The sequence below is a fragment of the Candidatus Leptofilum sp. genome, assembly GCF_965223525.1.
Taxonomy (GTDB): domain Bacteria; phylum Chloroflexota; class Anaerolineae; order Promineifilales; family Promineifilaceae; genus Leptofilum.
In genome coordinates this window covers 1,479,961-1,505,840 of sequence record NZ_CBDCWX010000005.1, presented here as the reverse complement: position 1 = coordinate 1,505,840, position 25,880 = coordinate 1,479,961, and the positions used below count along the sequence as shown (strand labels likewise).

Genomic DNA, 25,880 nt, shown 5'->3' with positions numbered 1-25,880 from the left:
AGAGACTGGGGATTACGAGCGATCTAATCTCCAGTCTCCAATCTCTTATGTTTTATCGTCTTGCTGGCGGGAGAAGCGATTACGGAAGTTTTGCAGCTTCTTGGCCAGCGTTTGCTTTATGAGTACCGGGCGCAGTTTTTTCCATTCCAGGCGCGGGTTAAAGCCAAAATCAAACTCTTTGGCGGCACTGAACTGCTTGAGGACGAACTGTCTGGTTAGGGTGCGAATGGGTTCTTTGCCTTTGGGAACGGCCGTTGCCAAAATTTCAGCTTGCTCATATGGCGTATTGGTTTCCCGCGTAGACAATCCCAGCCAGCCAGACCAGCTTCGCAACCGGCTAAAGCTCCGGTCTACATCTCCCTCAACGCGCTTATTCATTTCATTGGCAGATACCGAAAGCACCACAGCAACCAACAGTACCAATGTTGCTCCCACTGCTTGCCACACCGGGAACGTATCCCAAAATGAAGGTTCTACAGTGGGCAGAGGCGCATCAGCCTGCAAATCATCTGGCGATAGCTCGTCCGTAAAAGGAATTTCTGGCTCTAAAAACTCTTCCAGCAGCTCCTCGCGGTCCAAAAACGATTGTGCGGAAAATTGGCTAAACGCATCCCCGCCGCCGCTGTTATCAACCTCCTCTGGCCGATCCCAAGCAGGAATAGACGCGGTTGGCTCAAACTGTATCCAGCCATAACTTGGAAAATAGACTTCTACCCAGGTATGGGCATTGCTAGCCTGCACCCGGTAAGAGCTGGTTTCTTCATCAAAGCTACCCTGGGCATAGCCACTGACCACCCGCGATGGCACACCCTGCGAGCGCAGCATCAGCGCCATTGCCGAGGCGTAATAGTTGCAATAGGCCTCCTGACTAACAAATAAAGTGTAATGCACGGGGTCTATACCCTGCGGTGTCGCCTGAATTTGATCGTTATAAGAGATGTTGTCCCGCAAATAATCTCGAACGGCAATCGCTTTATCAAAGGGAGTATCGAACGGCGCAGTTAGCTCTTCTGCCAAAGCCAGCGTTTCTGGTGTGAGGCTTTCTGGCAGTTGCAGGTACGTTTCCGTAACCCAATCCGGGTAATTGGTGGAAGCAGCTCGCAGGCTGGCGGCATCGGCCAACGAGAGGCGAGAAATTACTTGGTATTCATCACCCAACTGCAAAACATATTTAGCACGTACCTGGCTTACCAGTTGCTTGCCTCTGCCATCTGGGCTGGCATATACGTTGATTGGCCGATCCACATTGACAATATCGGGGGCGCCGTAAATTAAGCTGGAATTGGGCAGGTAGGTAACGACGGTTTGGGTTATCAGTTCACGATCATCGGTAAGGGGCAAATCAATCGCGCCGTCCTCAGGCAAATATTCAGTATATGGCTCTTCGATACTTTGCCAGCCCCCGTCTTCATACGCATGGTACACTTTGGCCTGCCAGTAAACGTAAGGCAGTTCCTGGGGAACAAAAATGTCCATAACGGCCGTATTCCCCACCGTTCTTGGGCCGCCCAGCACCAATATGTCCTGGTATGGGTCGCTCACCGTGGTGCCGTAGGAACGGAGCGCAGAAAACATGCGCGTCCAGTTATCCTGAAACTCACGCCACGGCCCTCTGGCTCCGTTGAGCGCATCCCCTACCGTTGCACTGGCAGAAAGCGGTGGCAACCCCCAGGCAAAAATGAGCGCCAATAGCGAGGCAATGAAACCAGCGCGAACAAAGTTAAACCAGATGCGCTTTTCATACCGCACGGCTCCAGACAACCATCCTTTTTCCTGCTCTACCAAGTAGGTACGAGCCACAAACAAGAGTGCTAGCAACATATATACTGCCAGATACATTTGCAATGGCCGTGGCCCAGCGTAGTAATAAACCACACTCAGCAGTACCAATCCGGTTGGCACCACAGCCCACCAAACACGGGGCTTACGGAAGGTGTACCAAGCGGCCGTATACCCCAGCAACCAGTAAATAATAGAGGTCTGGAACACAAAAATCAGCCCATCGCGGCTGGTGCCGCCATCAATTAGCTTTTGCAGCCAAATTATTTGGCGCATCACGATGCCATTTTCTGGATCAAGGATGCGGTCTCGCCACGGCATAGTGGCAAAGGTGTCTACGGTGCCAACCATGACAAAGACGACAAACAAACCATATACAAATGAAAACAAATGGGCGCGATTCGGGGAAAATTGGCTCTTAGCCAGCAGGAGGCCTGCCAACAAAGCAATGGAGCCAACCATTGGAATGACGTGCAGACCAAAAATGAGATCCGCACGGGCAATGGCCATGGCAGAAACGAGGATCATGGCCCAAAGTAACAGGAGGGTGGACCATCCTTCTTGTAATCGTGGTCGTATTTGCATCTTAACATCCCTGGCGATTTTTTATTGCTTCTTCTCATCGGGGATTATAAATGGTTGTCACCGAAATGTCACCTAAACAACCAACGCTTCATTGACGCTTAATCTACAGGATGTCTTCGTGGTACGGCCGTTCCCCCACGCCCCCTCTCTCTTGAAGCCCCCTGCCGCCAGCTACGCACAATCAAACCAATTACGACTGCACCAGCAACAATACCTGCCACCCAGGGCAAAATCGCACGAGGCACAACCTCTAGCGGAAAGTTAATATCTCCTGCGCCTCCGCTCCCCGTCACAACGACGTGCATTTCGTAAATGCCGGTTATAACAGGCACCAAATCTGCTTCGTAAAATAGCCGATTGACAGATTGCTCAGTCGTGGCAACAGCCCATACCACCACCTCTCCCGCTTCATCCACAATCAGCACATCCACCGAACTATCCAACACGGGTTCTCCTGTGCTTTCATCAGCAATGCCCACGGTTACGTGAATCACCTGCCCAGCCTGCACCGTCGGCGGATTAACCCAAACAGAAACCAGGTAGAAACCAACTGGTACATTGCCCGCTTTAAGCTCACCGCCCCCGTGAGCCAGCAACTGGCTAAGTGGCAACAGGCAAAGCAGCAGCGTTATCAACAAACGCCATTGCCATTTTCTCACCGCAATCCTCATAAATTTTGTAATCATGATTCGTTTTTTGGGGAGGACGGCCGTTCCCGCTCTGAACGCCGCACAAAAACCAGGTAAAGTCCACCTGTGAGTAGGCTAAAAATAAACCACTGCACGGCATAGCCCAAATGCGGCCCTTCCGATAAATCCACCTCGCGTGCTGCCCGCAGCGGCGGATTAAGTTCAACGTCTTCGCCGGGTGATTCCACCAGGAAAACAGGCAACAATTCATACGGCAGCGCAGCCTGGATGGCTGGAATTTCTATACGATACAGTTCGCTCCCGGCCGCCTCATTGCCCTCTCCCCGGCTTGGCTGACTCAGTGCCAAATAACCCTCAATCTGAACCACGCCACTTTCCACCCGATATTGGTCGAATGCACCTTCATCATAATCTGCTTGCGGTACCCACCCTCGGTTGACGAGAACGGCCGTTTCACTACCCTCAATCATCAACGGCGTCACCAACTGCACGCCTGGTCGCCCCTGCCACGTTTGCAGCAAAAGCACCCACTCATGGGCAAAATCATACCGTCCCGTCACCGTTGCCAGCCGATTTTCCAAAGCTTCTGGTGCATCTGGCAGCGGCTCTGCTAAATCCAGCGGCGGCGAATCCAGCACCACCTGCAACACCGCATTTTCGGCGCGTCGCTGTTCTAATCTGTCTAGCTGCCAGATACCCAAGCGCACAAACAAACCAATGGCAACAAAAACCAATATCGTGCCGCCCACCCAGCGGCGGCTAAATAATTTTTTGATCAAATCCATGCTTGGCTCAACGCTTCCCCACCAGCCTTAAGACCGTTCCAAACCAGGCGCACCTGCCACCTCTTGCGAAGCCCATTCCGACTTTGGCAATGGCGGCTTGCGATCTTCCTGGCTCAAATAACGGCCGATCAAAATCAACGCCGCCACAATATACATCATGCTCCCCGGCACCCACATAATCAGGCCACCCAACTGCTGATCCATCAACACATCAAAACCCCACAGGCGCGGCACATTTTCATAGTAGGAATAGTAACCCTGCTCGGCAAACGAAAGCACAATGCCCGTGATCATGTTTGGCGGAACCACCGAAATCACCAAACCAATACGCCCTAGCAAACCAAACTGCTTATGCACACGCGGCCCAGCACCCGTTAGATGCCACCACAGCAGCACGCTGGCAATAAAAAAGGTCAGATGCTCCACATCATGCACCCATTCATAGCGCAAGGCGGCATTGTACATGCCCGGATCATGCCAGCCAATGAGGGAAATCACCCACACCATCCACACAATGCCCGGCTGGGTTAACGTCCGCAACCATCGCCGAAAACCAGATTCCCGATGCAACGCCTGGCTAAACCAGCCCCCAACCCTGCGGCGCAATCCAGTTGGCAACCCCCACAGCACAAATGGCATTGGGTTGGCAATCAGCAGCAGCGGTGGCGCAACCATGATCAGCAGCAGATGTTGAATCATGTGCATAAAAAAGAGCTGCTGCCCCAAAGCATCAATTGGTGAAAGCAAAGCCAATGCTGCAGAAATTAGCCCGCCCCAGTAAGCCACCAGTCGCCAAGTTACTGCCAGCCGCCAGCGCGATCGCCCCGTCCGCCGATAACGACGCATCGACCCACCAGCCCGCTGGCGCAGCAGCCACCACCCCCTAGAATAAAGCGTCCCGGCCAAAGCCAGGACGATAATCACTTCAATCTTCCAATCCCAGGAGAGCAAAATTGCTTTCGTAATGGGATCCATTTTTTTCTCACTTGTGCCCAGCAAACTGTTTACTGAACACTGCTTACTGAATACTGTTAGTGAACGGCCGTACCAATCAAATACAGCGCTGGGTAGAAAAAGACCCACACCACGTCTACGTAATGCCAATAAATGGCGCAAGCCTCAACGCCCCAATGCTTCTCTGCTGAAAAATGTCCCTTGCGGCCCAGGTTCCACACAAACAAGATCAGCACCAAGCCGCTCAACACATGCAGGGCGTGCATACCCGTCATGGCAAAAAAGACACCGCCAAACACACCATCGGTGGGCTTCAGGTGACCAAACCATTCAATGCCAAAGAGCTCCAGCTCCAGGCCAAAGATATTCCACTCCATCACAACCACGCCGATGAAGAAGATAAATCCCAAAACGGCCGCAACCATAAAGCTGCTCAAAAACGTCTTCCGGTCACCATGCTCCATCGCTGTTTCACCACGGAACACAAAATAACTGCTCACCAACAGCACTGTTGTGGTAATTAAACCCAGCCCCTGGCTCAATTCCGGCCGTTCGCCACCCCACAGGTAAAAACGAGCCGCCAGCAGTGCTAAAAACAGAAAAATTTCCGAGATGCAAAACAGCCAGAGCCCCATCCGGTTTGCCCGAAGCTGTTGGGGCCAGGGCAACTCGTGGCTGTGAGCATGACCATCATCATGATGCGTTTCTGCAGTTGCTGAACTCATCAATGACTCTCCTCACGCCATAAACGATATACGTGCATAAAAAAGTAAACAATCAAAGCGGCCTTCACCAAAGCAATAATCAGCAGCAAGACCGTAATCGGTGTTTCCAATCCACCCACAATGGATTCAACAATAGTTAAAACCAGCAACGCCAGAAAAACATAAAACCCTGTGCGCTGTGCAGCTTTCTTTGCGTCAGTCACAATAATCTTCTCCACTTGAGGTCAAGTTTCCAAACTTGACCCTCTAGTATTGCGCTCCAAAGACTCGTATCAGGTTTCGAATGAGGCGCAATACTTAAACAGTCCGGCGCACTCAACATAATAACCTGATAAGGATTTTCGCCGGACTGTACTAGTACGGAACACTAGTCTCCAGTATGAGCTGGCGTCATATTCAAATAATCCGCCGAGGCTAACCCATAGTCATACGGTTCGCCCACAACTTCAAACGGAACATCGTAGTTGAATTCTGGAATCGGCGTTGGCGTTTGCCATTCTGGTGAACGCGAACGCCACGGGTTCGTGTCTGCCACGGGTTCCGTACGGGCACTCGCAATAAAATTATAAACCATAATCAGCAACGACCAGCCAATTACCAAGGCCGTTAAGGTAATTAAAATTTGGGTATTGCCAATGCCTAAACCCGGTTCATAATCGGCATAACGACGGTTCATGCCCAAAATCCCAATGCTCATTTGGCCAAAACTCATCACCCAAAAACCAGGCACCATCAACCAAAAATGGAGCCTACCCAAAGATTCTTTGTACATATGCCCGGTAATCTTTGGATACCAATAATAAAGTGCAGCACAGAAAGGAAAGATAAAGCCACCAAACATGGTAGCATGGAAATGACCGACTACCCAATAACTATCGTGCAAGTGCATATCAGTGGGGATTGTTCCCAAAATTGGCCCCGTTACGCCGCCAATCAAAAATACAGATATGGCACCAAGCACAAAAAGCATAGGCGTTTCAAACGAGAGCTTCCCTTCCCAAATTGTGGCTACCCAACTGAAAAACTTAACGCCTGTTGGAATAGCGACAAACATGGTGGAAATCATAAAAACGATACGCAGCGTATCACTCATGCCCGCCACAAACATATGGTGTGCCCAAACCAAAAAGCCCACCAACGCAATGCCTAAACTGGAAAGCGCAATCCAACGGTAGCCAAATAGCGGCTTCCGTGAAAAGACGGGTAGCAATTCACTAATAATGCCCAAACCAGGCAAAACAAATACATATACAACCGGGTGCGAATAAAACCAAAACAGATGCTGGTACAAGAGGGGATCACCACCATTTGCCGGGTCGAAAAATGTGAAACCCAATGTTCGTTCGGCAATTGTCATACTTAAAGCAACACCGACTGTTTGCGTAGCGGTAAACTGAATAATGGCTGCAGCCAAAGCGCCCCACACAAAAATTGGCATTCGGAACAGCGACATGCCTTTGGCCCGCATGGTAAACGTAGAAACGATGATGTTGATAGCGCTAGCAATAGAAGAGAAGCCATTCATGTAAAAGCCCAGCAAGAAAAGCTGTACGCCAAGAGGAGCCCGCAACGAAAGTGGCGCGTAGGCTACCCAACCAGTATCCCAACCGCCAACCGCCATACCCGCTAGAACAAGAACGATTGAGGGAACGCCAATCCAGAAGCTAAAGGCATTCAAGCGCGGAAAAGCCATATCGGAAGCACCAATCATCAACGGCACAAGGTAATTGCTCATGGCTCCAACACCCAACAGGATGCTGACGATCATGACAATGCCGTGGGCACTAAAAAGAGTATTGTATTGGTCAAAGTTCAAAAATTGCATCCCCGGTTGAGAAAGCTCAAGCCGGAAGATGATGGCAAAAATACCACCCACAAACAACACAAAGAGGCTGGTAACGCCATACTGAATGCCAATTACCTTGTGGTTAACATCAACGCCGAAGTAACGGAACCATTCTGGCTTGCCTTCTGGTGTGCCGTGGCGTAGCGGGGTTTTATGCCCGCCAATCCACAACAGCCAGTCAGTAAGTACGCCAGCACCCAACAGTGAGCCAATAATGCTGATGATGGCTCCGAAGACAACAGCGCCTTCGTTCATCCAGTCCCATTGGGCACCACCCAATATGCGGAACAGGTTGATAAAGGCATTGCCCGCAACAAAGGAGATAGCTTGACCAATCAATCCCCACACGACGGAGGTTTCAGATGAGTAGTAGAGGAAGCGGCCTAGCCGTGTATTTTGGAACATGCCTAAACCGCTACCAAAACCAACGACAACGTGGCCAATGATGATCAAGACAGCGATAACATTGATAACAATTGGGTAAGCGGTATCAAGCGCAGAGGCTGGAATCAACAAAAATCCCAGCATAAACTTCACAAAGGCAGCGATTGGTTCTAAAGTGAATATTGCCTGCACCAATGCGGCCAGCACTAGGCCAACCACGCCGCCAAACAGAGCTGCGACTATCGCAAAGGCAAATCTTGAACGAACAATTTTTAGTAACGTAGTCATAGATTTTTCCTCTAGAACTTATTGATCCAACGTCTGCATGAAGGCAATTAGGTCAGCAATGACATCAATTTCTACACCTTCATTTCTTAGAATTTCCGCTTCTAAGTCAGCAATTCGCGTGACAAAATCTTGTGCCGACATGATACCAGGATTGAATCCCTGAACGATTTGAGCATCAGGATTTAAAATAGAGTCTCGTATGTATTCATCATCAGCAATCACGGTTGTTCCGTCATCCAATAGTTCTTCACGCAGATAAACGCCTTGCCAGGTCGGCCCTGCGTTTACCGAGCCGTCCAGCGAATGACAGCCGTTACAACCCAGATCAAAATAAAATTGCTCGCCACGGGCCTCATCTGAGAGATCGGAGTAGCGGAAGGCTGAATCAATCAAGAATTGTTCAAAATCAGCCTGAGAAACAACTTGCACATCTGCCAACATGTCTGAATGGCTGGTGCCGCAGATTTCGGCACACTGCAAGCGATAGTTGCCAATTTCTGTTGGAGTGATACGTAGCGGCATCATCATTCCTGGCACGAGGTCTTGCTTTACACGAAACTCAGGTACCCAAAACGAATGCAGCACGTCTTCTGAATACATTTCCAGCAAAATGGGCTGATTAACTGGCACGACCAGCCGAGCCGAGCGCACGTCAGCTTCTGGGTACTCAAAACTCCAGGACCATTGCCGACCCACAACTTCGACCACCATCTCGTCTGGCTGTTCGGCCGTTACTTCGTCGAAGAGTACCCAACCATACACACCAAAACCAACCACAACAATGGTGGGAATGATGGTCCAAGCAATTTCCAGGCCAGTGTGGCCGTGAATGTGGGGGCCGTCTGTATCGTCACCTGGGCGACGACGAAAAACAACAACGGCGTAGAGCATGATGACCATGATGAGGGCAAACAGGAAGGCCATCATGATGAAGTGTGCTTGAAAGAGGTTTTCGATGGGCGCAGCCTGGGCACTGGCCGGATCAGGGCGCGTAAACATCCAATTAAATAGAAAGTACAACCCCGTAGCACTAATTAGTGTGAGTACACCGACAATAATTGGGTGTTTCAATTTTCCCATAACTCTCTCTTTTCCTTCTATCTGAAAACCTATGTCTGCTTGACTGCAAGAAATCGCATGTGTGTATAGTTACGATGCGTTTAGGAAAGCCATAAAGCCAATGCCCAGCCCCAGCATAATGAGGCCAGTGATTAGCACGGCGATAAAATCCCAGGGAATACGACTAGAATCTGTCTCGTCAATACCGTCAATTTTTTGCGGTCGTAAGCGCAACCCAATGATTACCAGGGTAATGAGGGCCAACACAAGGAACACGCGCGTTGTCACACTCACAAACTGGCCATCATCATTAATTGTATACCCTTCTGGGAAGAAGTTACGCACGACTACCATAGTGGAAAAACCAACAAATATGAGCGCAATGAGCGTGTTGCTAATAACAGACCAGCGCGGCATTTTGTGGGAAGGCGTGGGGTGGGTGGTACGGCCGTCTCGCAACTCCTTGATCTGCTCTTTGGTGCGTTGGTCCAGGGCGTTTTGGTGTTCCTGAAACGCTTCGCTTTCCATTGTGTTGTTGCGAAGGTTGGAAAGCAAGCGGGCAATAAACGCCAACCCGCCACCGACAACCACAATGCCACCAATAGCAACTCCGGCCACAACGGCCAAACCAACAAATGGTGAAATCTCATCGGGCAGGCTGTCTGCAATGCCAGATGTTATTTCTGACGCAGCTAGGTTGGTTTTGATGGCTTCCAAACTGATGGGTTCTGGTTCAACGGGGACAGAAGTGCTGCTGCCTCCGCCAAAAGAGAGGGACGGCAAAGAAAACGCATCGGCTAACGCGGGCCATACGGCCGTTACGACCGCAAAAATAATGAGCAAACCGATTAATGGCAGCCAGGTTTTCCATGATTCAGATGTTTTCAATGGTTCTTCTCCTGCCGGGGTCTCGCACAATCACGTTTTCTGCGAGAAGGCTCCGGTCGCCAAAAAGTGTCATTGGAACTATTTGCAATTGTTCAAAAATCGCTTTGCGAAAGCTAAAATGAATAATCTTCTTGTGATTTGCTACACATACCTGCTCTTCAAGATAATGCGTTTTGAATCGCTTCTTCTCGTTTGTGGATTTTAGCACAATCTAACTGTCAAGCAACAGCCACTACTGCGCCTAATAGCTTACTGGCGGCTAGAAAACGGCCGCCTAAATAGCGATTTTCTGCGAGATGGTGCAGGCGCAGATTCGTTGCCATGACGTTCACGCATATCCTCGCGCAAAGAAAGCAATGTGCGATGGTAAAGCGACTTAATAGCTCCCTCACTGCGCCCCATAATGTCACCAATTTCAGCATTAGACAGCCGCTCAACAAACTTAAGAATCAGCAACTCTTGACGGTCAGCAGGTAAACGGCGAATTGCGCCAAGCAGCAAATTCTTGTCCTCCAGAAGCTGCGTAGCAAACTCCGGGCTTTCATCTCCCACATGCCAATGGGTAATATCATCCAGGGCCACCATCTGGCGACGGCTGTTGTCTCGGTGCCAGTTAGCCACCAAATTATGAGCAATGCGATACAGCCAGGCCGAAAACGGCACGCCCTTATCCTGGTAACGGGGAATATGCTTCATGGCTCGGACAAAAATCTTGGCCGTTAAATCTTCGGCATCCGCCACATTGCCTGTCCGATAGTAGACATAATTATAAATTCGATCTACGTAAAGCTCGTAAAGCTGCCCAAACGCATCTTTATCTACTTTGGCGCGCTCAATGAGCGCTTTTTCATTGATGGGTGAACTCAACGTGTCCTCTTCCTACACTAATTAACCGTCTTGAAGCATCTTGGTGTGTGCGGAACGGCAGTATAACAGATGGCTTACGGCCTGCCTAACAAAACTTCTTCTCACAAAGGTTACAAACCCTCATCTATTTTCCGTTCTTTAGCTGTGGGTAAATCGTGCTTGACGGCCGTTTTTCACAACGTTATGCTCAATCGTCATGGCAAAACATCAGGACACAACAGACCAGGCAAACGGCCGTGACGGGAACCTGTTCGGCTCTTTGCTGCTGTTTGTGCTGCTGCTCTTTTTTGCAGGAGTTGTGTTGAATGAGAGAGGGGAAGGGGAAACGGCCGTTGCCGTCGCCAACACGCCCACTAACGAAAGCAACGCCCTGAACACGGTTGCCCCCACGCCGACAATTGCTGACACAACAACACCCACAGCGACAGCAACAGCATCGCCCACCCCAACACCCACGCAAACCCCGACGGTGACGCCCACCTACACTCCCAGCCACACGCCCAATCCTGCCTGGACAGCTACAGCAACGGCAACAACACCCCCACTGCCCACACCGCAGGCTGGCATAGGCAGCACCATCACCGTCACCGTGCCAATTCTCATGTACCATTACATTAGCGTTCCGCCAGAAGATGCCGACATTTACCGCACCGATCTATCCGTAACGCCCAAAAACTTCCGCACCCAAATGCAATACCTGGCCGACAACGGCCACACACCGATTGACTTTTACATGCTCTCCCGCGCCATCACCAACCATGAACCATTGCCGCCCAAGCCCGTCATTCTCACCTTCGACGACGGCTATCTGGACAATTACGAAAATGCCTACCCCATCCTGCAACAGTTTGGCTTTGTTGGCACCTTTTTCATTCCTACCGAATTTATTGACAGTAATCGGGCAGGCTACATGACCTGGCCGATGATTGAAGAGATGGCGGCGAGTGGCCACCGCTTTGAGCCACACTCCCGCACCCACCCAGACCTGCGCGCTCGCGATGATGATTACCTAATTTGGGAAATATTGGGCCCGCAGGAAACACTTGCCTACCACATTGGCTACACGCCCCGCTACTTCTCCTACCCCGCTGGTCGTTATGATGACAACGTGCTTTCCATGATGCAGCGGCTGGATTTTTGGGGTGCAGTCACTACCTTTAGCGGCGATGAGCTTAGCTATGCCAACCGCTTTACCTGGCCGCGCCTGCGGGTACGCAACAACACCCCGCTGCCAGAATTTGTGGATTTGGTCAATGGAACCTGGGAATAATCCCTACGTGACACTCACTTCCAAAAGTGACTGTCACGTCGCACCACCCAAATAGTGTTAATAAAATTTCTATATTTCTCCGATGAACTTCTAACATCGTGCATATATTTTTCTTACGTTTCTGCTGGAAAATGCCAACTGTATTTGCGGAAACAGAAACACGACGGTGCAGGTGACAGTGGCTTGTTTTGTATTTTGCGATTTTTCTTGAACTCTTTTTGAGCCGTTGCCACCTCCCGAATAAAAATTTAAAGAAGTTACCTTGGAAATATAAGGAGTGTGAAAGATGAAAAAAGTAGTACGCTGGAACCCGATGAATCCTGTAAGCCTGATGAATGAATTTGATCGCTTGTTTGAACGGCCGTATACCCGCACCACTTCAAACTGGAACATTGCCCTGGACGTGGCCGAAACCGAAGATAGCTACTTTGTAAAAGCCACCATTCCCGGCATCAACGTAGAAGATATTGAAATTACGTTGGAAGACGACGTGTTGATGCTGAAAGGCGAAATTCAGCAAGATGAGGAGGTAGAAGAGGCCAAATACCACCTGCGCGAGCGTCGTTACGGCCGTTTTAGCCGCAGCATTCGCTTCCCAATGGCTGTAGACAGTGACGCAATTGAAGCCATCTACACCAACGGCATCCTGAGCCTGAACGTCCCCAAAGCGGAAGCTGTGAAGCCAAAGCGCATCACCATCAACGCAAACTAACAAAACTCTCCCCCTCCACACAGAGTCAAAAAAAGAGGCTGGTGATTTGCCAGCCTCTTTTTTGCGTTCAGTTAGATTGCTCGCATTTTGTTATTGCGTTTTTTGTGTTCCACCTCTGCCAAGCCTAGTTCCTCCATAAGCGGCGGGATGTACATGCCAAAGCGCCCCCGAAAATTTTTCTTGAGCCCATACCAGCCCCCAATGGGATTTTCTGGCGAACGCGCCCAAAACTCCACTGTACCCGGCTTTGCCTCCTGCTTTTCATCCTTGCTGCCAAGCAGCATCCAGTCGCCATGTTCTTTGAGCATCGCATGACAATCTGCCAGGCAGCGATAGTCGTAATGAAGCACTGTTCTGCCGACCATGCAGACGATGATCTCACGGCCGTCTTTTTCGGTCACATACATTTCATACTCTGATGATAAAGGGGGTGTCTTCAGCTTCCAGGGGTTATCTTTTGTTCGCTTTTCCATCTTTTCTGTTTTCTCCTTGCGTTAAAGAAGTTCAACTTCTGGGAGAAGTTGAACTTCTTTATAATTGCCGTGATGTGCTAATTTTTTGAGTTCTGGATCGCTTCTGCTTCCTGCTTCAAATCGGCAGCAAACTGCTCAAATGAGTCATCAAACGGAGGAATAAAGCGGGCAAACAGCGGGAAAAACAGGCCGCCAATCTTTTCAGTCATAGAAAAGACAACCCCGTCCCCACTTTGTTGTAGTGCATAAACCCGACTCCCCTGACTATCCCCCCAAACCAGCCGCTGCTCAGGCACCATCTCCTTCACTTTCAACTTAAACGTTCGGCTTTCATCCAGCGTGGATTTAAGCTGAAGCGTTTCACCCACTTCAATGTTCCCATCTAATGAAATAATGGTGCTGTTCCAGCGGGCAAAATCGGCCGCATTGGTTAGCAAAGACCAGATGATGGCCGCATCTGCTTGAATTTTGGTGGAAACGGCCGTTTCTCGACTAAACATCGTCTTGGTGGTGATGGCTTTACCATCGGGGGATTGAGATAAATTTGTCATCAATAGTCTCCTTTTTCTTTTTTAGACGATCCAGCCGCTAAAAAAGATAGGATTTTTACGAATCGTCTGCCAAATACGCCTCCATCACCTGCCGATTATGTTCCAGATGGTGTAGCTGCAATTCAGCCGCCCCAGATTCAAACGGATCCAGCTCCTGCAAAATTTTCATCCGCAGATCAAATAATGCTTCCTTGCTCTCGTTTTCCTCATCGCGCACCATCTGAATCTTCACCAGCTCCACCTGCACATCTTGCTTGGGATTAAAAATGCCATTCAGCTCCGTGCATTGGTGGCAAATCCCCTGCTTGTTAATCAGCGAACAGCGATGATCAAAAACATCAATCATCTTGCTGCGCCCAACCCGCAAATAATATTTCACCATTGCCTCTGTTTGCGCCATAATCTCGGCGATCTCTTTTATCTTAAACCCATATACCTCCTTAAGCAGCAGCGTTATCTGCTGCTCCAGCGGCAAAGATTGAGATACGCAGGTGAAGCAAAAAGCAATATGCTCCTTGATTTCAAAGTGGCCTTGCGGGGAGGTTTGCCGGATCTCCATCGCTTCCTGAAAAAATTGCGGGTTGCTCAGCGCGGCATCTTTACAAATGTCGGTCACATTCTCTGGCCATCGCTTTTTGGCCCGCAGCAAATCCCTAGCCAAATTGGCCGCAATGGCAAACACCCATGTTTTCAAAGAGGAATCGCCCCGGAAGCTGTCAATTTTTGCGTGTGCCTTAATGTATGTTTCCTGAACAATATCTTCGCTGTCTTGAACACTCGCCGTCATGCGTAAGATAAATGATTTCAGCTCACCACGAAAAGATTCAAACGTTATGGTAAAATTGTCAGCCGTCATTGTTGTTTCTCCCAATCTAATTTATCCAGCGCGTACTCCACATCATCCCCATCCCAAACTTCCAAATCTTCGGTGTGAAATGTGTCGGTTGCCTGCAATGCCTCTGGCGTCAGGCGGAAGCGGCGCACCAGCGTCATCCCCACTTTCTCCATCACGCGACGGGAAGCGACATTGTGTTCATATGTCGTCGCTACCACGCGCACCAGCCCCAACTCAGCAAACCCCTTGCAGATGAGCGCACGCACGCCTTCGGTAGCCAAGCCCTGCCCCCAAGCGGCGCGCACCAGTCGGTAACCCAGGGCAGCATGATGAGGGTTTTGGGGTAACGGCCGTAAACTAAACCATCCCACAAATTCTCCACATTCCCTCATCTCTGCCGCCCAAAAACCAAATGCAGGCTGCACCGGATCGATCTGCATAAACCCAGGCAAAATCTTTTGCTCAACCACCTGGCGCAGCGTCGGCACACCCCCGTTCAAGTAACGCATCACCTCTGGATCATTATCCAGCGCAAATAAATGATCTACATCCTCACCTGTAAAGCGACGCAGCCGCAAACGTGCCGTCTCTAGTAAAATCTCCATGAATTTTCTATGGTTTGCTATGTTCAAGGAAAAAGTCCAAAATCAGTTCGCTGGCGTTGATTTCCCGGCTGACAACACCCACCAACGCCTCGCTTAGATATTGTTGGCCACCTGGCCAGGTATGCCCGCCACCTTCAACCTGTACCAAAACCACCTCGGTATTATCAATGCAGTTGGTATAACTTTCAATCTGTACGGCCGTTCCATCATCCGGGTCACTATCAGACAAATTAACCACTTCCGCCGAACCTACGCAATTATTGAATCCACGAAACCGCGCAACCGTCTCCTCAGTAGATAAAATCTCGCCTCGGCTGCGGCCAAATTTAACTATTTTCACGTCTCCACCATCAAATGGCACAAGCGGATCGGCTGTGCCGTTTACGAGCATAATCGAGATAGGCTGGCTGGGTTCCTGCTCGGCCAACGCTACAGAAAGCTGTGCTGTCACAGGCGCAACCGCCGCCAGCTTGTTGGTTAGTTCCAAAGCCAGCCGCACAGACATGAAACCACCATTCGAGATGCCCGTTGCATACACCCGCGCCGGATCAATACCGTGCTCGGCTATCATTTGGTCAATAACAGCTTCTAAAAAGGCGAGATCGTCAATTTCAGTGCAATTTCGATCTTCTGCCAAATGTTCGGTACGGCCGTCACACCATTGATTATCAACCCCTTCAGGAAATACCGCCACCATTCCCCGACTTTCTGCTGCCGGAATAAACGTGTTGGCTGTTCCCTGATTGAATGTTGCGCCTGCCCCCCCACCGCCATGCAGTGCCAGCACCAGCGGAGCTGCCTCCGTCTCATTAAAATCAGAAGGGAAATAGATATGATACGTGCGCTCAACTCCATCAATCTCTAACACCTCCGTCTGAAGGCCAATTGAAGACGGCCGTTCACACGCCGACAGCAGCAACACACCCACAAAAATAACAGTCATACGATACAGGCTCATAACACACCTCCAACTCAATACAGTTTTTGTACGGCTCTTTAAAGGCAGGTAACGGCCGTTTCCCAAAAAGTTGCAAAGTTGTGCCTCAAACTGAATTATGTTAATATCCTCTCCAGTTCAACCCAGCCAAGAACAGAGACATCTTGCAAGAGAAACCTAATGAGTGAATTGAATCCAGAACGCGCAAAAATGTTGGGCGGCCTCATAGAAAAGGCCAGAGAGCATTTTGGACGCACCAAGAAAGAGTGTGCGGCCGTTTTAGGTGTCAAACCAGCCGAATACAGCAAAATCGAGTCAGGCGCATACTCGGTCTCCTTACCGCAGCTAGAAGCGCTGGCGCTCTTCCTCAACATTCCGATGGGCTACTTTTGGGGTAGCGAACCGCTCAAATCTGAAGACGAGTTGGATTTTGCTAATCTAATCGCCCTGCGCCACCGTGTTATCGGCGTTTTGCTCAGCCAGCAGCGGCTACGCAGCCGCCAATCACTGGCCGATTTGGCTGAAACGCTCGATATGGACGAAGCGCTGCTCAAATCGTATGAAATGGGCGAGGAGCCAATTCCTTACCTGCACCTGGAGCAAATTTGCCGCCAGCTAGACGTCTCTGTGAACTACTTTTTAGATGATGTACACGGCCCGCTGGGTCGCCACGAAGCCAAGCAAAAGCTGGAGCGCCAATTCCAACGCATGGCTCCAGACATGCAGGCCTTCCTCATCAACCCAGTCAACGTTAGCTATCTGGACACCGCCAAAAAACTCAGCGAGATGGATGTCGCCCAACTACGACAGGTGGCCGAAAGCTTGCTGGAAATCACCTACTAATTACCGAATTACATTCAGTAATTGCGTAATTCTCTCCGCAATGACTCCTTCCCCCTCTCCCCAAGCATTAAAAGATGAAGGGATGCGGCTATTTCAGCAAGGCAAACGGCGCGAAGCGTTGGCCGTATTTGAACAAGCTGCTGCAACCTTTGCCGCACAAGAAGATTTTGGCAACCAGGCAGAGATGCTCAACAACATGGGAGTGATTTTGCGCGTGCTGGGGGATGGAGAAACGGCCGCAACCACCCTCACCCAAGCCGCCAACCTGTTTCAACAAATTGGGGATGCCAGCCGCCACGCCCAAACGCTGGGCAATCTCGGCGACCTGTACGCCGGGCAAAAAAAATACACCGAAGCCGCACGCCACTACAGCGACGCCGCCGCCCAATTTGCCCAAAGCAATGAAAAAGAAAAACAGGCCCAAGTGCTACGCGCCCTGAGCCTGATGGAGCTTCGTCGTGGCCAATGGGTGGCCGCCGTCATGCGAATGGAAGATAGTTTGCAAGCCCGTCCCCGCCTCTCCTTCCCCCAGAGGCTATTCAAATGGCTCATTCGCTTCGCCAACCGCCTGCTCGGTAGTCAGTAGGCGGTAATCCGTAAACCGTTCACCAAATACCGATTACTCTTCACTGATTGACAGCCGCTGAATCAAGTTAAAGCCCACAAACGGCCCTAGCCAACCACAGGGCATCACCAACAGAGCTAGCCAACCAAATGGGCCGCGTTGCAAAAAGCGTTCAGGAGCCAACAAAGCGTCGCTGGGGTTTAGGCCAGCACTGGCCGCTAGCGACACAAACAAAGATTGGCTCAGGAGCAGCACCAGCAGCGTCACCACCGTGACCACCAGCCGCTGGTTCCAATTCCGCAGCCGCCACACTGAAAAAGCAGCCACAATAATGATAGACCAGAAAATCATATAAAGTGTTGGCATTGTGAACCTCCCATTGAGTTGTAAATTGGGTTTTTATTTCGTCTACAGCGTACTTGTTTTTAGGGATCTGTTGCTTGCTGTTTAGAAAACGGCCACCCAACGCTGCACCTACAAAACGTTCACCCGCCACAAAAGGTTCCACCAAATCTAAACAAACCTTTAACTAACCTGGGAACAGACTCTCAACCCCGGTAAAATGCAGCCAAGCAAACAACATTAACTGGCAGCTAGCGTTTTTACTAGCCGCCAGCCACCAACAACTACTCACAGGAGAAACAAATGACCCTCGGCAACCAAGCCCCCGATTTTGAACTGATTTCCGACGAAGGCACCCCCGTAAAACTGTCTGACATGCGCGGCAAAAAGGTGGTACTCTTCTTCTATCCCAAAGCAGATACTCCCGGCTGCACCACGCAGGCATGTGGCTTCCGCGACAACTGGCCTCTTATTGATGCGGCAGGCGCAGCGGTGCTGGGCATCAGCCCAGACAGCCCAGAGAAGCTGGCAAAATGGCGTGCCAAGCAAGCATTCCCTTACAATTTACTATCTGATCCAGAGCATGAAGTAGCCGAGCTGTATGGCGTGTGGGGCGAGAAGAAGATGTACGGCCGTTCCTACATGGGCATCATCCGCAGCCATTTTGTCATTGACGAAGACGGCCGTTTCGCCGACATGCAGGTAAAAATTTCCCCCAAGAAAAGCATCGAAAAAGCCGTCAAATTTTTGGGCAAGTAATTCCAAGACGGCAGAAAGCTGACGTGCCAAAGGAAACGAGTACACAGCTTAAGCACCTGAGTAGCGGACACATTTGAAAACAATTTTACTCAGAACAGATTTGCTAATACAATAAAAAGTATGGAAAATTTCAAAGTTTACCAATCGGATGATCACTCTATTTTTCATGGTAATGCTCTAGATGTCTTAAAATCGCTACCAAAATCGAGTGTAGACCTCATTTTTGCTGACCCCCCATACAACATCGGGAAAAAATACGTTAACTTTGTTGACAAATGGCCATCTGACGAAGCATATATTGAGTGGTGCAAAGAGTGGTTAAACCTATCGCTATTATTACTAAAGCCAAATGGTAGCCTTTATGTCATGACCAGCACTCAAAATATGCCTTTTCTTGATATTTTCCTGCGCGAAAAGTTAACCATATTATCTCGCATTGTTTGGCACTATGACAGTTCTGGGGTTCAAGCACGAAAGTACTTTGGGTCTAAGTATGAGCCAATCCTGCATTGTGTAAAAGACCCAAATGATTATGTGTTCAACGCTGATGATATTTTGGTTGAAGCAAAAACTGGAGCAAAACGTAAACTTATAGACTATCGAAAAAAAGTTCCAACAGTTTATAACAGTGAAAAAGTTCCCGGGAATGTATGGTATTTTCCTAGAGTACGGTATCGGATGCCTGAATATGAAAAGCATCCTACTCAAAAGCCCGAAACACTTCTAGAACGTATTATTGCAGCCAGCAGTAATGAAGGTGATTTAGTTCTTGATCCATTTTCAGGAACATTTACGACTTGCGCGGTAGCAAAGAAACTAAACCGAAAATCAATAGGGATTGAACTTGAAGAAGAGTATATCAAAATTGGCTTACGCCGCTTGAGTGTTATGTCCCTCTACAACGGTGAAAAACTGCACCCTGTTGAAAAAATCTATGAGCGTAAAAATGGAAAGCCTCAAGTATCACCAAATGAATTAACGCTTCTGGAAAGTAACGAATGAGAGAACACGAATTTACATTAGTCATTCAGTACATTCTAACTGAACACTTTTCAGAAAGTAGTGATTTAATACTTGAAAGAAGTGATTTACTTCAATACATAAATACAAAAACAGTATCTGCCAGTAGGGGATCAAAGGCAAGAGGATCATTTGGGAATCTTTACGCAATTTATGTTCTCGTAGAAGATTATCTAAATCGGAATTTTGATGAAAGTGGCGACTATAGAGAAGCAGAAGGGGCTAAGTTCACAGATTTATTTCAGCGCCAGCGAGAACTACCTTTTGGTAGCAAACTACAAAATCATGCTCTAAACCATCGTCTCAATCAAGAGTTTGAGAAGTATTTCCCGATTTCGGAGTATGTTCCAATTATCCGTGATACTCAAACCAGTGAGTACTGGTTCAACGAGAACCTTTTGTTGATTGATACTCCTAATGGTCTAGTTAATATCGGTCAGCCAGTAATCGAAATAATTGACGCTTATGTTGAAGCAAAGCAAGGTGCATTCAATGCTTTCATTGAAGATTGTGAACGAATGCAAACTGTCTCACAAGAAAACCCATCAGAGGTGGCTGAGTTTTTGCTCTCACTTTTGCGGCCAAATGTAGACGCACGGATTTTTGAAATTGTTAGCTTTGCCATCCTAAAGAATCACTATAGTGACTTCTCCATTTATTGGGGCTGGTCACCTAATGATATTGAAGAAGAGACATTGGTTTTATACAAAACTGGAAGAACAAATGCTAATGATGGCGGCATTGACTTTGTAATGCGCCCGCTGGGTAGATTCTTTCAAGTTACAGAAACTCTTGATGTAAAGAAGCATTTTTTGGATATTGATAAGATTCAGAAGTTTCCAGTGACCTTTGTAATAAAAAGCGAACTTCCTATTGAAGAAATCCAACAAGCGTTACGTATCCAGGCTGAAGCTCAATTTCCTGTGAGAAGGGTAATTGAAAAATATATGGCAAGCATTGAAGAAATTATTAACATTCCTATCTTGTCATCTTTTTTGGATAAAGCGATTAGCGAAAATACATTAGAGGAAATTCTGAGCGAAATGATAATTCACAGCAAAGTCGAATTCAATATTCACGAATAAACCAGTTTAACACCGCATAACAGAGATTGCGGCCGATGAAAAGCACTGTTGAAGCAAGCAATAATTGGTAATTGGGTAATTACCTAATTACCGTTATTGGCAGGATGAAACGGCCGTCTGCCGCCAATTCCCCCGCCTCATCCAGCACCGGTAGCTGATTAAACTGTCCCGGCTTTGGCTGGCTGTAAAAACCCACAGCCAACTGGTACGCACCCGCTGGCACCCCCGCCAATGACAGAGATACCTGCTCTTCAATCACCTCGCCAGCCGTCCATTGGCTGGTAGGGTAGCTGCCGTAGCGCGGCGGGCTATCATCTTGCACTAGCGGCGCACCGCCCTCATTTGCCGGAATAAGATGAATGAAGCGTGTATAATCTGTTTGCCCATTCTCCAGAGCTTGCCAGACTAGTGTCAGGGTAATTTCTTCATCGGTTTGGCTAAATCGGTAGCCTCGTAGCTGAATTTCTTCACCAAAAACGGCCGTTACTCCCGCCATCTCTTCCAGCAGTGCAAACAGAGGTTCCGTTGGCTCAAACACAATCTCCGTGCCGACTTCCACCAGTTCACCTAGCCGCCGCGTTAGCACCACCCGGTTTGGTTCTGCCACTTCATACAGTTGAGCAACTAAGGCAAACGGCCGTTCATGCAATTCATCCGGCGGCGGCAATGAGATGGTGAGCCAATCGTTCACCCACTCCCCGGCAGGCCAGCCGCTGCTGGGCAAAAAGCCGTAGCCCGGTTGGGTATCTACTACGCGGACAAACTTGCCCTGCGCGTTGGTTAGGCGGAGCGCTACATTGTAATTTTGGCTGAGCGGCTCTAGCGTAAACCAGGCAAGCTGCACCGCCAGTTGCCCGTCGCCCATTGGCTGCACATCCAGCCCGCGTACCGTCAGCCGTTTTTCTGGGGCCAAATCGTTCGCGCCGGGCAGCACGCGAATTGGTTCCAGGAAAAGCTGGTCACGACTGCTTCCCGTGAGCGTCAGCGGCGCATCGTCCAGCACCGTGAGGCGCGGCACAAACAAGCCTGTTGGGGCGTTTTTGGGAAGCACTAAAGTAACCGTGCTGACTTGCTGTCCAGCAGGAACCGTTTGCGCTGCCAGCACAGGCACGTCTATCCAATCAGGCCAATTGGCGGCGGGAGAAACCAGTGCAATCGTCATCGGTGAAGCGGGCGGGATTTCCCAAAATAGCTCAACCTGAATAGACTCTCCAGCGGAGACGTTTCCCTCTGAAATCTCATACCCGTGCAGCACGGCTCCAGAGCGGAATGCAATCTCGTCGGCTGAATGCAAATAGCCCATCTGCACAAAATCCCAGGTGCGCGGCCCGTCCCGTGGCGCAGGCTCTGGCCAAAGGCGCAGGCCAACAGCCAGCAACAGCACCCCGCCCAGCACAAGGCCAGTTTGCCGATTTAGCCAGCTTTTTTGCGGCTTGAGCAGCCAAATCGTGCCGAAGAGTGCTAGCAAGGAAAGTAATTCTGCCCACAGGCGCACGGCCGTTCGCCCCAAAGTTAGCTCAATCTCGTGTAGCCCAGCCGGAACGTCTAGCTCGATGAGGCCGCCGCCAGCAGATGGCCGTATCGTTACTGTTTCACCGTTCACCTGCGCGACCCAGCCCGGCCAATGCAGCGTGGGGAAGATGAGTGTGGTGGCAGTTGCGGCCTCTACTTGCCACTGTTGATAATTTGTGCGCTGTTCAGCCAGTTCTGCCGAAACTAATTCGCCCATCAGCGGCGTGAGCTGCCAGCGGTTGCCCGTATGGAGCCAGTTGCTGGTGTACGGCCGTGGCTGCACCGTTGGTGGCAAATATTCAAAGCTGATGGTGGTGCCAATATTACCCGTGAACCATTCGTACTGCGCCAACGATTCGGCAGTGATGTCCGCATCCGTCAGCGGCAAACTGTCGGGGCGAAGCTGCCCCAGGCTGCTAACCAGCAGCAAAATGATGAGCGGCGGCACCCACCAGCGGGGCCACGGCAGCACAACCGCCAGCACCCCCACTGCCAATGCCCCGCCAAACGCCTGCACGGACAAAAAGCGCCAGGGAAATTGGGTAAACGAAAGCAGCGGCAACTGCGCCCACAGCAGTTCAGAGAGCGGGGTGAGCATAAAGCTGCTCACTGCCACCGTCAGCAAAACAAAAATAATGAGGACATTCTTGTTATTCCCGCGAACGCGGGAATCCATTTGTTTACGCCACAACCAGAGTAGCCCCAAAAGACCTGCAATGGTTACGGCCGTTTGCACCAGCCCCATCCGAAACGCCTCCCGGTTCACCACCCCATAATCCACAAAAAAGGAGGTTTGGCTCAGGGGAAAATCGGCCGTGCCAAGAAAATGATTGCTGTAATGAAAATAACCGCTCGTCACCGTATCTAGCTGTGCCAACGACTGCTCTGCCAGTGCGGGAATGAAAAACCAGGCAGCCAGGGCAAAGGCTAAAAAAAGACCAGAGATTGAAAACTGGAGACTGGAGATTACCTGCGCTGCGGCCGGTCTCCTGACCGCGCCGCTGATGGCACGATTGTGCATACTTGCGCTGACGCCAGCTACACTGACTGCTTCTGCGCTTTTGCTCCGCGCTCTCAGCAGCAAAAATTTAAGCAAAATGTACAGCAACAAAAATGGCGAAAAGATCATGGCGGAGATGTTGTGGCTGAGGATGAGGGCCGCGTAGGCAAGTGCAAACAGCGCCACCTGCCGCCTGCCACCGACAACCAGCCCATCCGCCGCCAAAATGACCAGCGGATAGAAAGCCATCGCCCAAAACTCCGCCAGCGAATCGCCACGCACATAGACGTTTACCAAATGGAAGGGGACAACGGTGTACGCAACCGCCGCCAGCAACCCCGCCCAATCGCTGCCGGACCCTTCACGGCCAAACCAACGCCGCGCCAGGGCAAATGTGCCAAAGGCAGCCACCACATATCCCAGCAGATGCGACAAATGAATCGCCCGGACGAAGCTAAAGCCGAGCAGGCGAAACAGAAACGCACTATAAATTGAAAGCGGGGCGTAAAAGTTGTAGAACGGATAGCCGTAACCGTAATTGGCGTCTGGCATCCAACGTGTGGGGAAGTGACCGTCGAGAACGGCCGTTTCCAACTGGTGCAATCGCTGTAATAAAAAGGGGCTGTCCCCCCCGCCGCGTGTGTTTAGCAGCCCCGGCTGGGATAGCTCTGGCCAGGCCGCCAACACAGCCACCAGCAGCACGGCCAGCCAAACCCAACGCACACGAGGAGAATCATTCACAAAGCGTTACTTCTCCGGCTCTGGCACCACACGACCGCCGCGCACGGTGCCACGCAGTACCAAGCCTGCACCAATCAACACCAGATTTTTGACAATATATTGACCCTCTAATGTCAAGCCATAAGGAAATTCCGTCCAAACCGAATCTGGCAGCACCAGCAACGGTAGCGCCGTGCCCGGCATCTGCAAAAAAAGCAGCAGCAACGTCAGCCGCATGAATTTGCCAAGCATCAGCCCCAGCCCAATCGCCATTTCCCATACTGCCAGAACGGGAATAAACCAGTCCGGATTCACAAAATATGTCGTGTTACGCACCAACTCTTCGGCGGGGCTAAGACCCGGCACCAATTTAAGTGCCCCAAACCAGAAAAAGATAATGCCCAAGCCGATACGCATGATCAACATGCCATACCGGGCCATCCAGACGGTAATTTGCCGATCAATTTGGTCAAACTGTGTTTGAATCTGTTTACCAAATGGTCGTTGATTCATTGATTTCCCATTACTAGGCAGTGCGGCGCAGAACTGTGAACAAGATGCCTCCTAGCAAAACAACGGCCGCAATCAGTAGAGCGAGACCACTCCAAGTAGGTAGCCCACCTTCTTCGGGAGCGTCAACGGCCGTTTCATCACCCGATTCTGCTGCCGTGGTGGGAACGGCCGTTGCGGCATCTGCTACGGCGGTGGGTTCAACGGCCGTTTCCTGACGCAAGCGACTGCCAAACTGCACGCCGGCCGTCTGCCCGGCTGCCACGGTGACGCTGGTTGAGCCAGCCGTTGTCATCTCCAGCGGCCCAGGCACCACTTGCTCAATTTGGTAGGCACCTGCCTCTAAACCTTCAAAGCAAACTGCCTCATTGGTGCCAGTGGAGACTGCCTGCCCCACAACTTGCGTGGTGCTGGCGACGCGGAAGGCCACGCTGCCCATGTAGCCCTCGTTGGCGTCAAATTGACCGTTGCCATTGTCATCGGCAAAGGCGTTGATGCAAATGGTGGCTCCGGCGGGTTGTTCTGGCGTGTTGGTAGGAGCTTCGGTGGGAACGGCCGTTGCCGTTGGGGGAATCTCTGTTGTGGCCGTGGGGATGGGCGTATTCGTCGCAGGGGGTGGCGGTGGCGAAGTGGGCTGCGGCATGGGCGTATTGGTTGGCAGTGGCCCAACTTCGATCAGCTCTGCCGAATCAAACCAAATGTCCAGATGCGCCCGGCACTGGTTCACGCCTTGCAAACCATAATCCGCCGCGGCAAACACCGTCACCTTGTCCCCCGTCGCCGTCACCTCAACAGAGGCCGATTGCCAGGTATCGTGCGGCTGAATGAAGCCGCTCCACTGCACATCGGCATCGTTCCACAGGCCGCTGCCGTTGGGGTCTAGCCCCACCTGCACATCCATCCGCAGGCCACCTTCAGACGGGGCGGGGAAGCTGTCGTTGGAACCGCGCCCTCTGGCCCAAAGCGTGAAGCGGTAGGTGCTGCCAGGCGTTACGCTCACCGTTTGCAGCACGCCCGCTGCCCAGGTATCCCACTGGTTGCCCACATGCTGCGAGGCAGACCCGGAATGGATCAATGAGGCACTGACCGTTTCTGCGCTCCAGTGGGGCTCTTTATGGTACCCGTTGGTGCAATCATCAAACTGGTCAGCACTGCTGTTGCGGAACCAGCGCCCCCAGCCGTTGGCGGAGCCATCCCCGTTGTAGGGCAGCTCAAAGCCCGGATTTTGCAACAGATTTGTTTGGGCAGCACTGGGCTGTGCCTGGCTGCCCAGACCCACCCACAGCAACACAATTAAAATTAACTTCCAACTATTTCTCATATTTTCTTCC

Annotated in this window: 26 protein-coding genes; 7 read left to right on the top strand and 19 right to left on the bottom strand. The window is 50.6% G+C overall.

All coding sequences use genetic code 11. From position 1 onward, the window contains the following. Positions 1 to 45: 45 nt before the first annotated feature. The 10 genes from ACOQPM_RS12000 to ACOQPM_RS11955 all read right to left on the bottom strand — a co-directional run bounded on the left by ACOQPM_RS12000 (position 46) and on the right by ACOQPM_RS11955 (position 10,810). Entirely contained in the window at positions 46 to 2,364 is a 2,319-nt protein-coding gene (locus ACOQPM_RS12000; RefSeq protein WP_420629501.1) for a transglutaminase domain-containing protein, read from the bottom strand. 98 nt (positions 2,365 to 2,462) lie between these two features. Beyond that, on the bottom strand, positions 2,463 to 3,023 hold the full coding sequence (locus ACOQPM_RS11995) for a hypothetical protein (protein ID WP_420629500.1): 561 nt from the start codon (positions 3,021 to 3,023) through the stop codon (positions 2,463 to 2,465). Positions 3,024 to 3,046: 23 nt separating this feature from the next. Beyond that, a complete protein-coding gene (locus tag ACOQPM_RS11990) occupies positions 3,047 to 3,799 on the bottom strand; it encodes an SURF1 family protein (protein WP_420629499.1) in 753 nt (250 codons plus the stop codon). A 27-nt stretch (positions 3,800 to 3,826) separates the two neighbouring features. Then, the gene (locus ACOQPM_RS11985; RefSeq protein WP_420629498.1) at positions 3,827 to 4,774 is read right to left on the bottom strand and encodes a cytochrome c oxidase assembly protein; all 948 of its coding nucleotides are present in this window, start codon (positions 4,772 to 4,774) and stop codon (positions 3,827 to 3,829) included. A 56-nt stretch (positions 4,775 to 4,830) separates the two neighbouring features. Further along, a complete protein-coding gene (locus tag ACOQPM_RS11980) occupies positions 4,831 to 5,478 on the bottom strand; it encodes a cytochrome c oxidase subunit 3 (protein ID WP_420629497.1) in 648 nt (215 codons plus the stop codon). Continuing rightward, entirely contained in the window at positions 5,478 to 5,696 is a 219-nt protein-coding gene (locus ACOQPM_RS11975; protein ID WP_420629496.1) for a cytochrome C oxidase subunit IV family protein, read from the bottom strand. The genes ACOQPM_RS11980 and ACOQPM_RS11975 overlap by 1 nt, the downstream gene beginning before the upstream one ends. A gap of 149 nt (positions 5,697 to 5,845) precedes the next feature. Beyond that, entirely contained in the window at positions 5,846 to 7,996 is a 2,151-nt protein-coding gene (locus ACOQPM_RS11970) for a cytochrome c oxidase subunit I (RefSeq protein WP_420629495.1), read from the bottom strand. Between the two features lie 18 nt (positions 7,997 to 8,014). Then, on the bottom strand, positions 8,015 to 9,076 hold the full coding sequence (coxB, locus tag ACOQPM_RS11965; RefSeq protein WP_420629494.1) for a cytochrome c oxidase subunit II: 1,062 nt from the start codon (positions 9,074 to 9,076) through the stop codon (positions 8,015 to 8,017). Positions 9,077 to 9,145: 69 nt separating this feature from the next. Further along, a complete protein-coding gene (locus ACOQPM_RS11960) occupies positions 9,146 to 9,943 on the bottom strand; it encodes a hypothetical protein (RefSeq protein WP_420629493.1) in 798 nt (265 codons plus the stop codon). 249 nt (positions 9,944 to 10,192) lie between these two features. Next, complete coding sequence (locus ACOQPM_RS11955; RefSeq protein WP_420629492.1) at positions 10,193 to 10,810, bottom strand: RNA polymerase sigma factor; 618 nt, start codon at positions 10,808 to 10,810, stop codon at positions 10,193 to 10,195. 196 nt (positions 10,811 to 11,006) lie between these two features. Here ACOQPM_RS11955 and ACOQPM_RS11950 point away from each other — a divergent pair, with 196 nt between their 5' ends. Both ACOQPM_RS11950 and ACOQPM_RS11945 read left to right on the top strand, forming a co-directional pair. Next, the gene (locus tag ACOQPM_RS11950; protein ID WP_420629491.1) at positions 11,007 to 12,080 is read left to right on the top strand and encodes a polysaccharide deacetylase family protein; all 1,074 of its coding nucleotides are present in this window, start codon (positions 11,007 to 11,009) and stop codon (positions 12,078 to 12,080) included. Between the two features lie 286 nt (positions 12,081 to 12,366). Then, on the top strand, positions 12,367 to 12,792 hold the full coding sequence (locus ACOQPM_RS11945; RefSeq protein WP_420629490.1) for an Hsp20/alpha crystallin family protein: 426 nt from the start codon (positions 12,367 to 12,369) through the stop codon (positions 12,790 to 12,792). 71 nt (positions 12,793 to 12,863) lie between these two features. Here the strand turns inward: ACOQPM_RS11945 and ACOQPM_RS11940 are convergent, their stop codons facing one another. From ACOQPM_RS11940 to ACOQPM_RS11920, 5 genes are all read right to left on the bottom strand, one after another. Continuing rightward, on the bottom strand, positions 12,864 to 13,265 hold the full coding sequence (locus ACOQPM_RS11940; RefSeq protein ID WP_420629489.1) for a DUF6855 family protein: 402 nt from the start codon (positions 13,263 to 13,265) through the stop codon (positions 12,864 to 12,866). Positions 13,266 to 13,342: 77 nt separating this feature from the next. Then, the gene (locus ACOQPM_RS11935) at positions 13,343 to 13,816 is read right to left on the bottom strand and encodes an SRPBCC domain-containing protein (RefSeq protein WP_420629488.1); all 474 of its coding nucleotides are present in this window, start codon (positions 13,814 to 13,816) and stop codon (positions 13,343 to 13,345) included. Positions 13,817 to 13,871: 55 nt separating this feature from the next. Next, positions 13,872 to 14,672 (bottom strand): RNA polymerase sigma factor, encoded by an 801-nt coding sequence (locus ACOQPM_RS11930; protein ID WP_420629487.1) that lies wholly within the window; start codon positions 14,670 to 14,672, stop codon positions 13,872 to 13,874. After that, positions 14,669 to 15,256 carry a GNAT family N-acetyltransferase gene (locus tag ACOQPM_RS11925; protein WP_420629486.1) on the bottom strand — a complete coding sequence of 196 codons (588 nt, stop codon included), beginning with the start codon at positions 15,254 to 15,256 and terminating at the stop codon, positions 14,669 to 14,671. Before ACOQPM_RS11925 ends, ACOQPM_RS11930 begins: the two co-directional genes overlap by 4 nt. A gap of 7 nt (positions 15,257 to 15,263) precedes the next feature. Beyond that, complete coding sequence (locus ACOQPM_RS11920) at positions 15,264 to 16,214, bottom strand: alpha/beta hydrolase family esterase (RefSeq protein WP_420629485.1); 951 nt, start codon at positions 16,212 to 16,214, stop codon at positions 15,264 to 15,266. Positions 16,215 to 16,373: 159 nt separating this feature from the next. On the opposite strand from ACOQPM_RS11920, the gene ACOQPM_RS11915 reads away from it, so the two are divergent. Both ACOQPM_RS11915 and ACOQPM_RS11910 read left to right on the top strand, forming a co-directional pair. Beyond that, positions 16,374 to 17,036 carry a helix-turn-helix domain-containing protein gene (locus ACOQPM_RS11915; RefSeq protein WP_420629484.1) on the top strand — a complete coding sequence of 221 codons (663 nt, stop codon included), beginning with the start codon at positions 16,374 to 16,376 and terminating at the stop codon, positions 17,034 to 17,036. 40 nt (positions 17,037 to 17,076) lie between these two features. Beyond that, positions 17,077 to 17,622 carry a tetratricopeptide repeat protein gene (locus tag ACOQPM_RS11910; RefSeq protein ID WP_420629483.1) on the top strand — a complete coding sequence of 182 codons (546 nt, stop codon included), beginning with the start codon at positions 17,077 to 17,079 and terminating at the stop codon, positions 17,620 to 17,622. A gap of 33 nt (positions 17,623 to 17,655) precedes the next feature. Here the strand turns inward: ACOQPM_RS11910 and ACOQPM_RS11905 are convergent, their stop codons facing one another. Next, positions 17,656 to 17,967, bottom strand: a complete 312-nt coding sequence (locus ACOQPM_RS11905; RefSeq protein WP_420629482.1) for a hypothetical protein — start codon at positions 17,965 to 17,967, stop codon at positions 17,656 to 17,658. A 279-nt stretch (positions 17,968 to 18,246) separates the two neighbouring features. Here ACOQPM_RS11905 and bcp point away from each other — a divergent pair, with 279 nt between their 5' ends. The 3 genes from bcp to ACOQPM_RS11890 all read left to right on the top strand — a co-directional run bounded on the left by bcp (position 18,247) and on the right by ACOQPM_RS11890 (position 20,807). Further along, the gene (gene bcp / locus ACOQPM_RS11900; protein ID WP_420629481.1) at positions 18,247 to 18,702 is read left to right on the top strand and encodes a thioredoxin-dependent thiol peroxidase; all 456 of its coding nucleotides are present in this window, start codon (positions 18,247 to 18,249) and stop codon (positions 18,700 to 18,702) included. A gap of 120 nt (positions 18,703 to 18,822) precedes the next feature. Then, entirely contained in the window at positions 18,823 to 19,704 is an 882-nt protein-coding gene (gene yhdJ, locus ACOQPM_RS11895) for an adenine-specific DNA-methyltransferase (RefSeq protein WP_420629480.1), read from the top strand. Further along, entirely contained in the window at positions 19,701 to 20,807 is a 1,107-nt protein-coding gene (locus ACOQPM_RS11890; protein ID WP_420629479.1) for a restriction endonuclease, read from the top strand. The genes yhdJ and ACOQPM_RS11890 overlap by 4 nt, the downstream gene beginning before the upstream one ends. Before the next feature lie 79 nt (positions 20,808 to 20,886). Here the strand turns inward: ACOQPM_RS11890 and ACOQPM_RS11885 are convergent, their stop codons facing one another. From ACOQPM_RS11885 to ACOQPM_RS11875, 3 genes are read right to left on the bottom strand one after another with little or no spacing between them, the layout of a single operon-like run. Further along, on the bottom strand, positions 20,887 to 24,060 hold the full coding sequence (locus tag ACOQPM_RS11885; RefSeq protein WP_420629478.1) for a hypothetical protein: 3,174 nt from the start codon (positions 24,058 to 24,060) through the stop codon (positions 20,887 to 20,889). Positions 24,061 to 24,066: 6 nt separating this feature from the next. Continuing rightward, positions 24,067 to 24,552, bottom strand: coding sequence for a DoxX family membrane protein (locus ACOQPM_RS11880; protein ID WP_420629477.1), 486 nt, complete (start codon positions 24,550 to 24,552; stop codon positions 24,067 to 24,069). A 13-nt stretch (positions 24,553 to 24,565) separates the two neighbouring features. After that, on the bottom strand, positions 24,566 to 25,870 hold the full coding sequence (locus ACOQPM_RS11875; protein ID WP_420629476.1) for a hypothetical protein: 1,305 nt from the start codon (positions 25,868 to 25,870) through the stop codon (positions 24,566 to 24,568). Positions 25,871 to 25,880 lie beyond the last annotated feature (10 nt).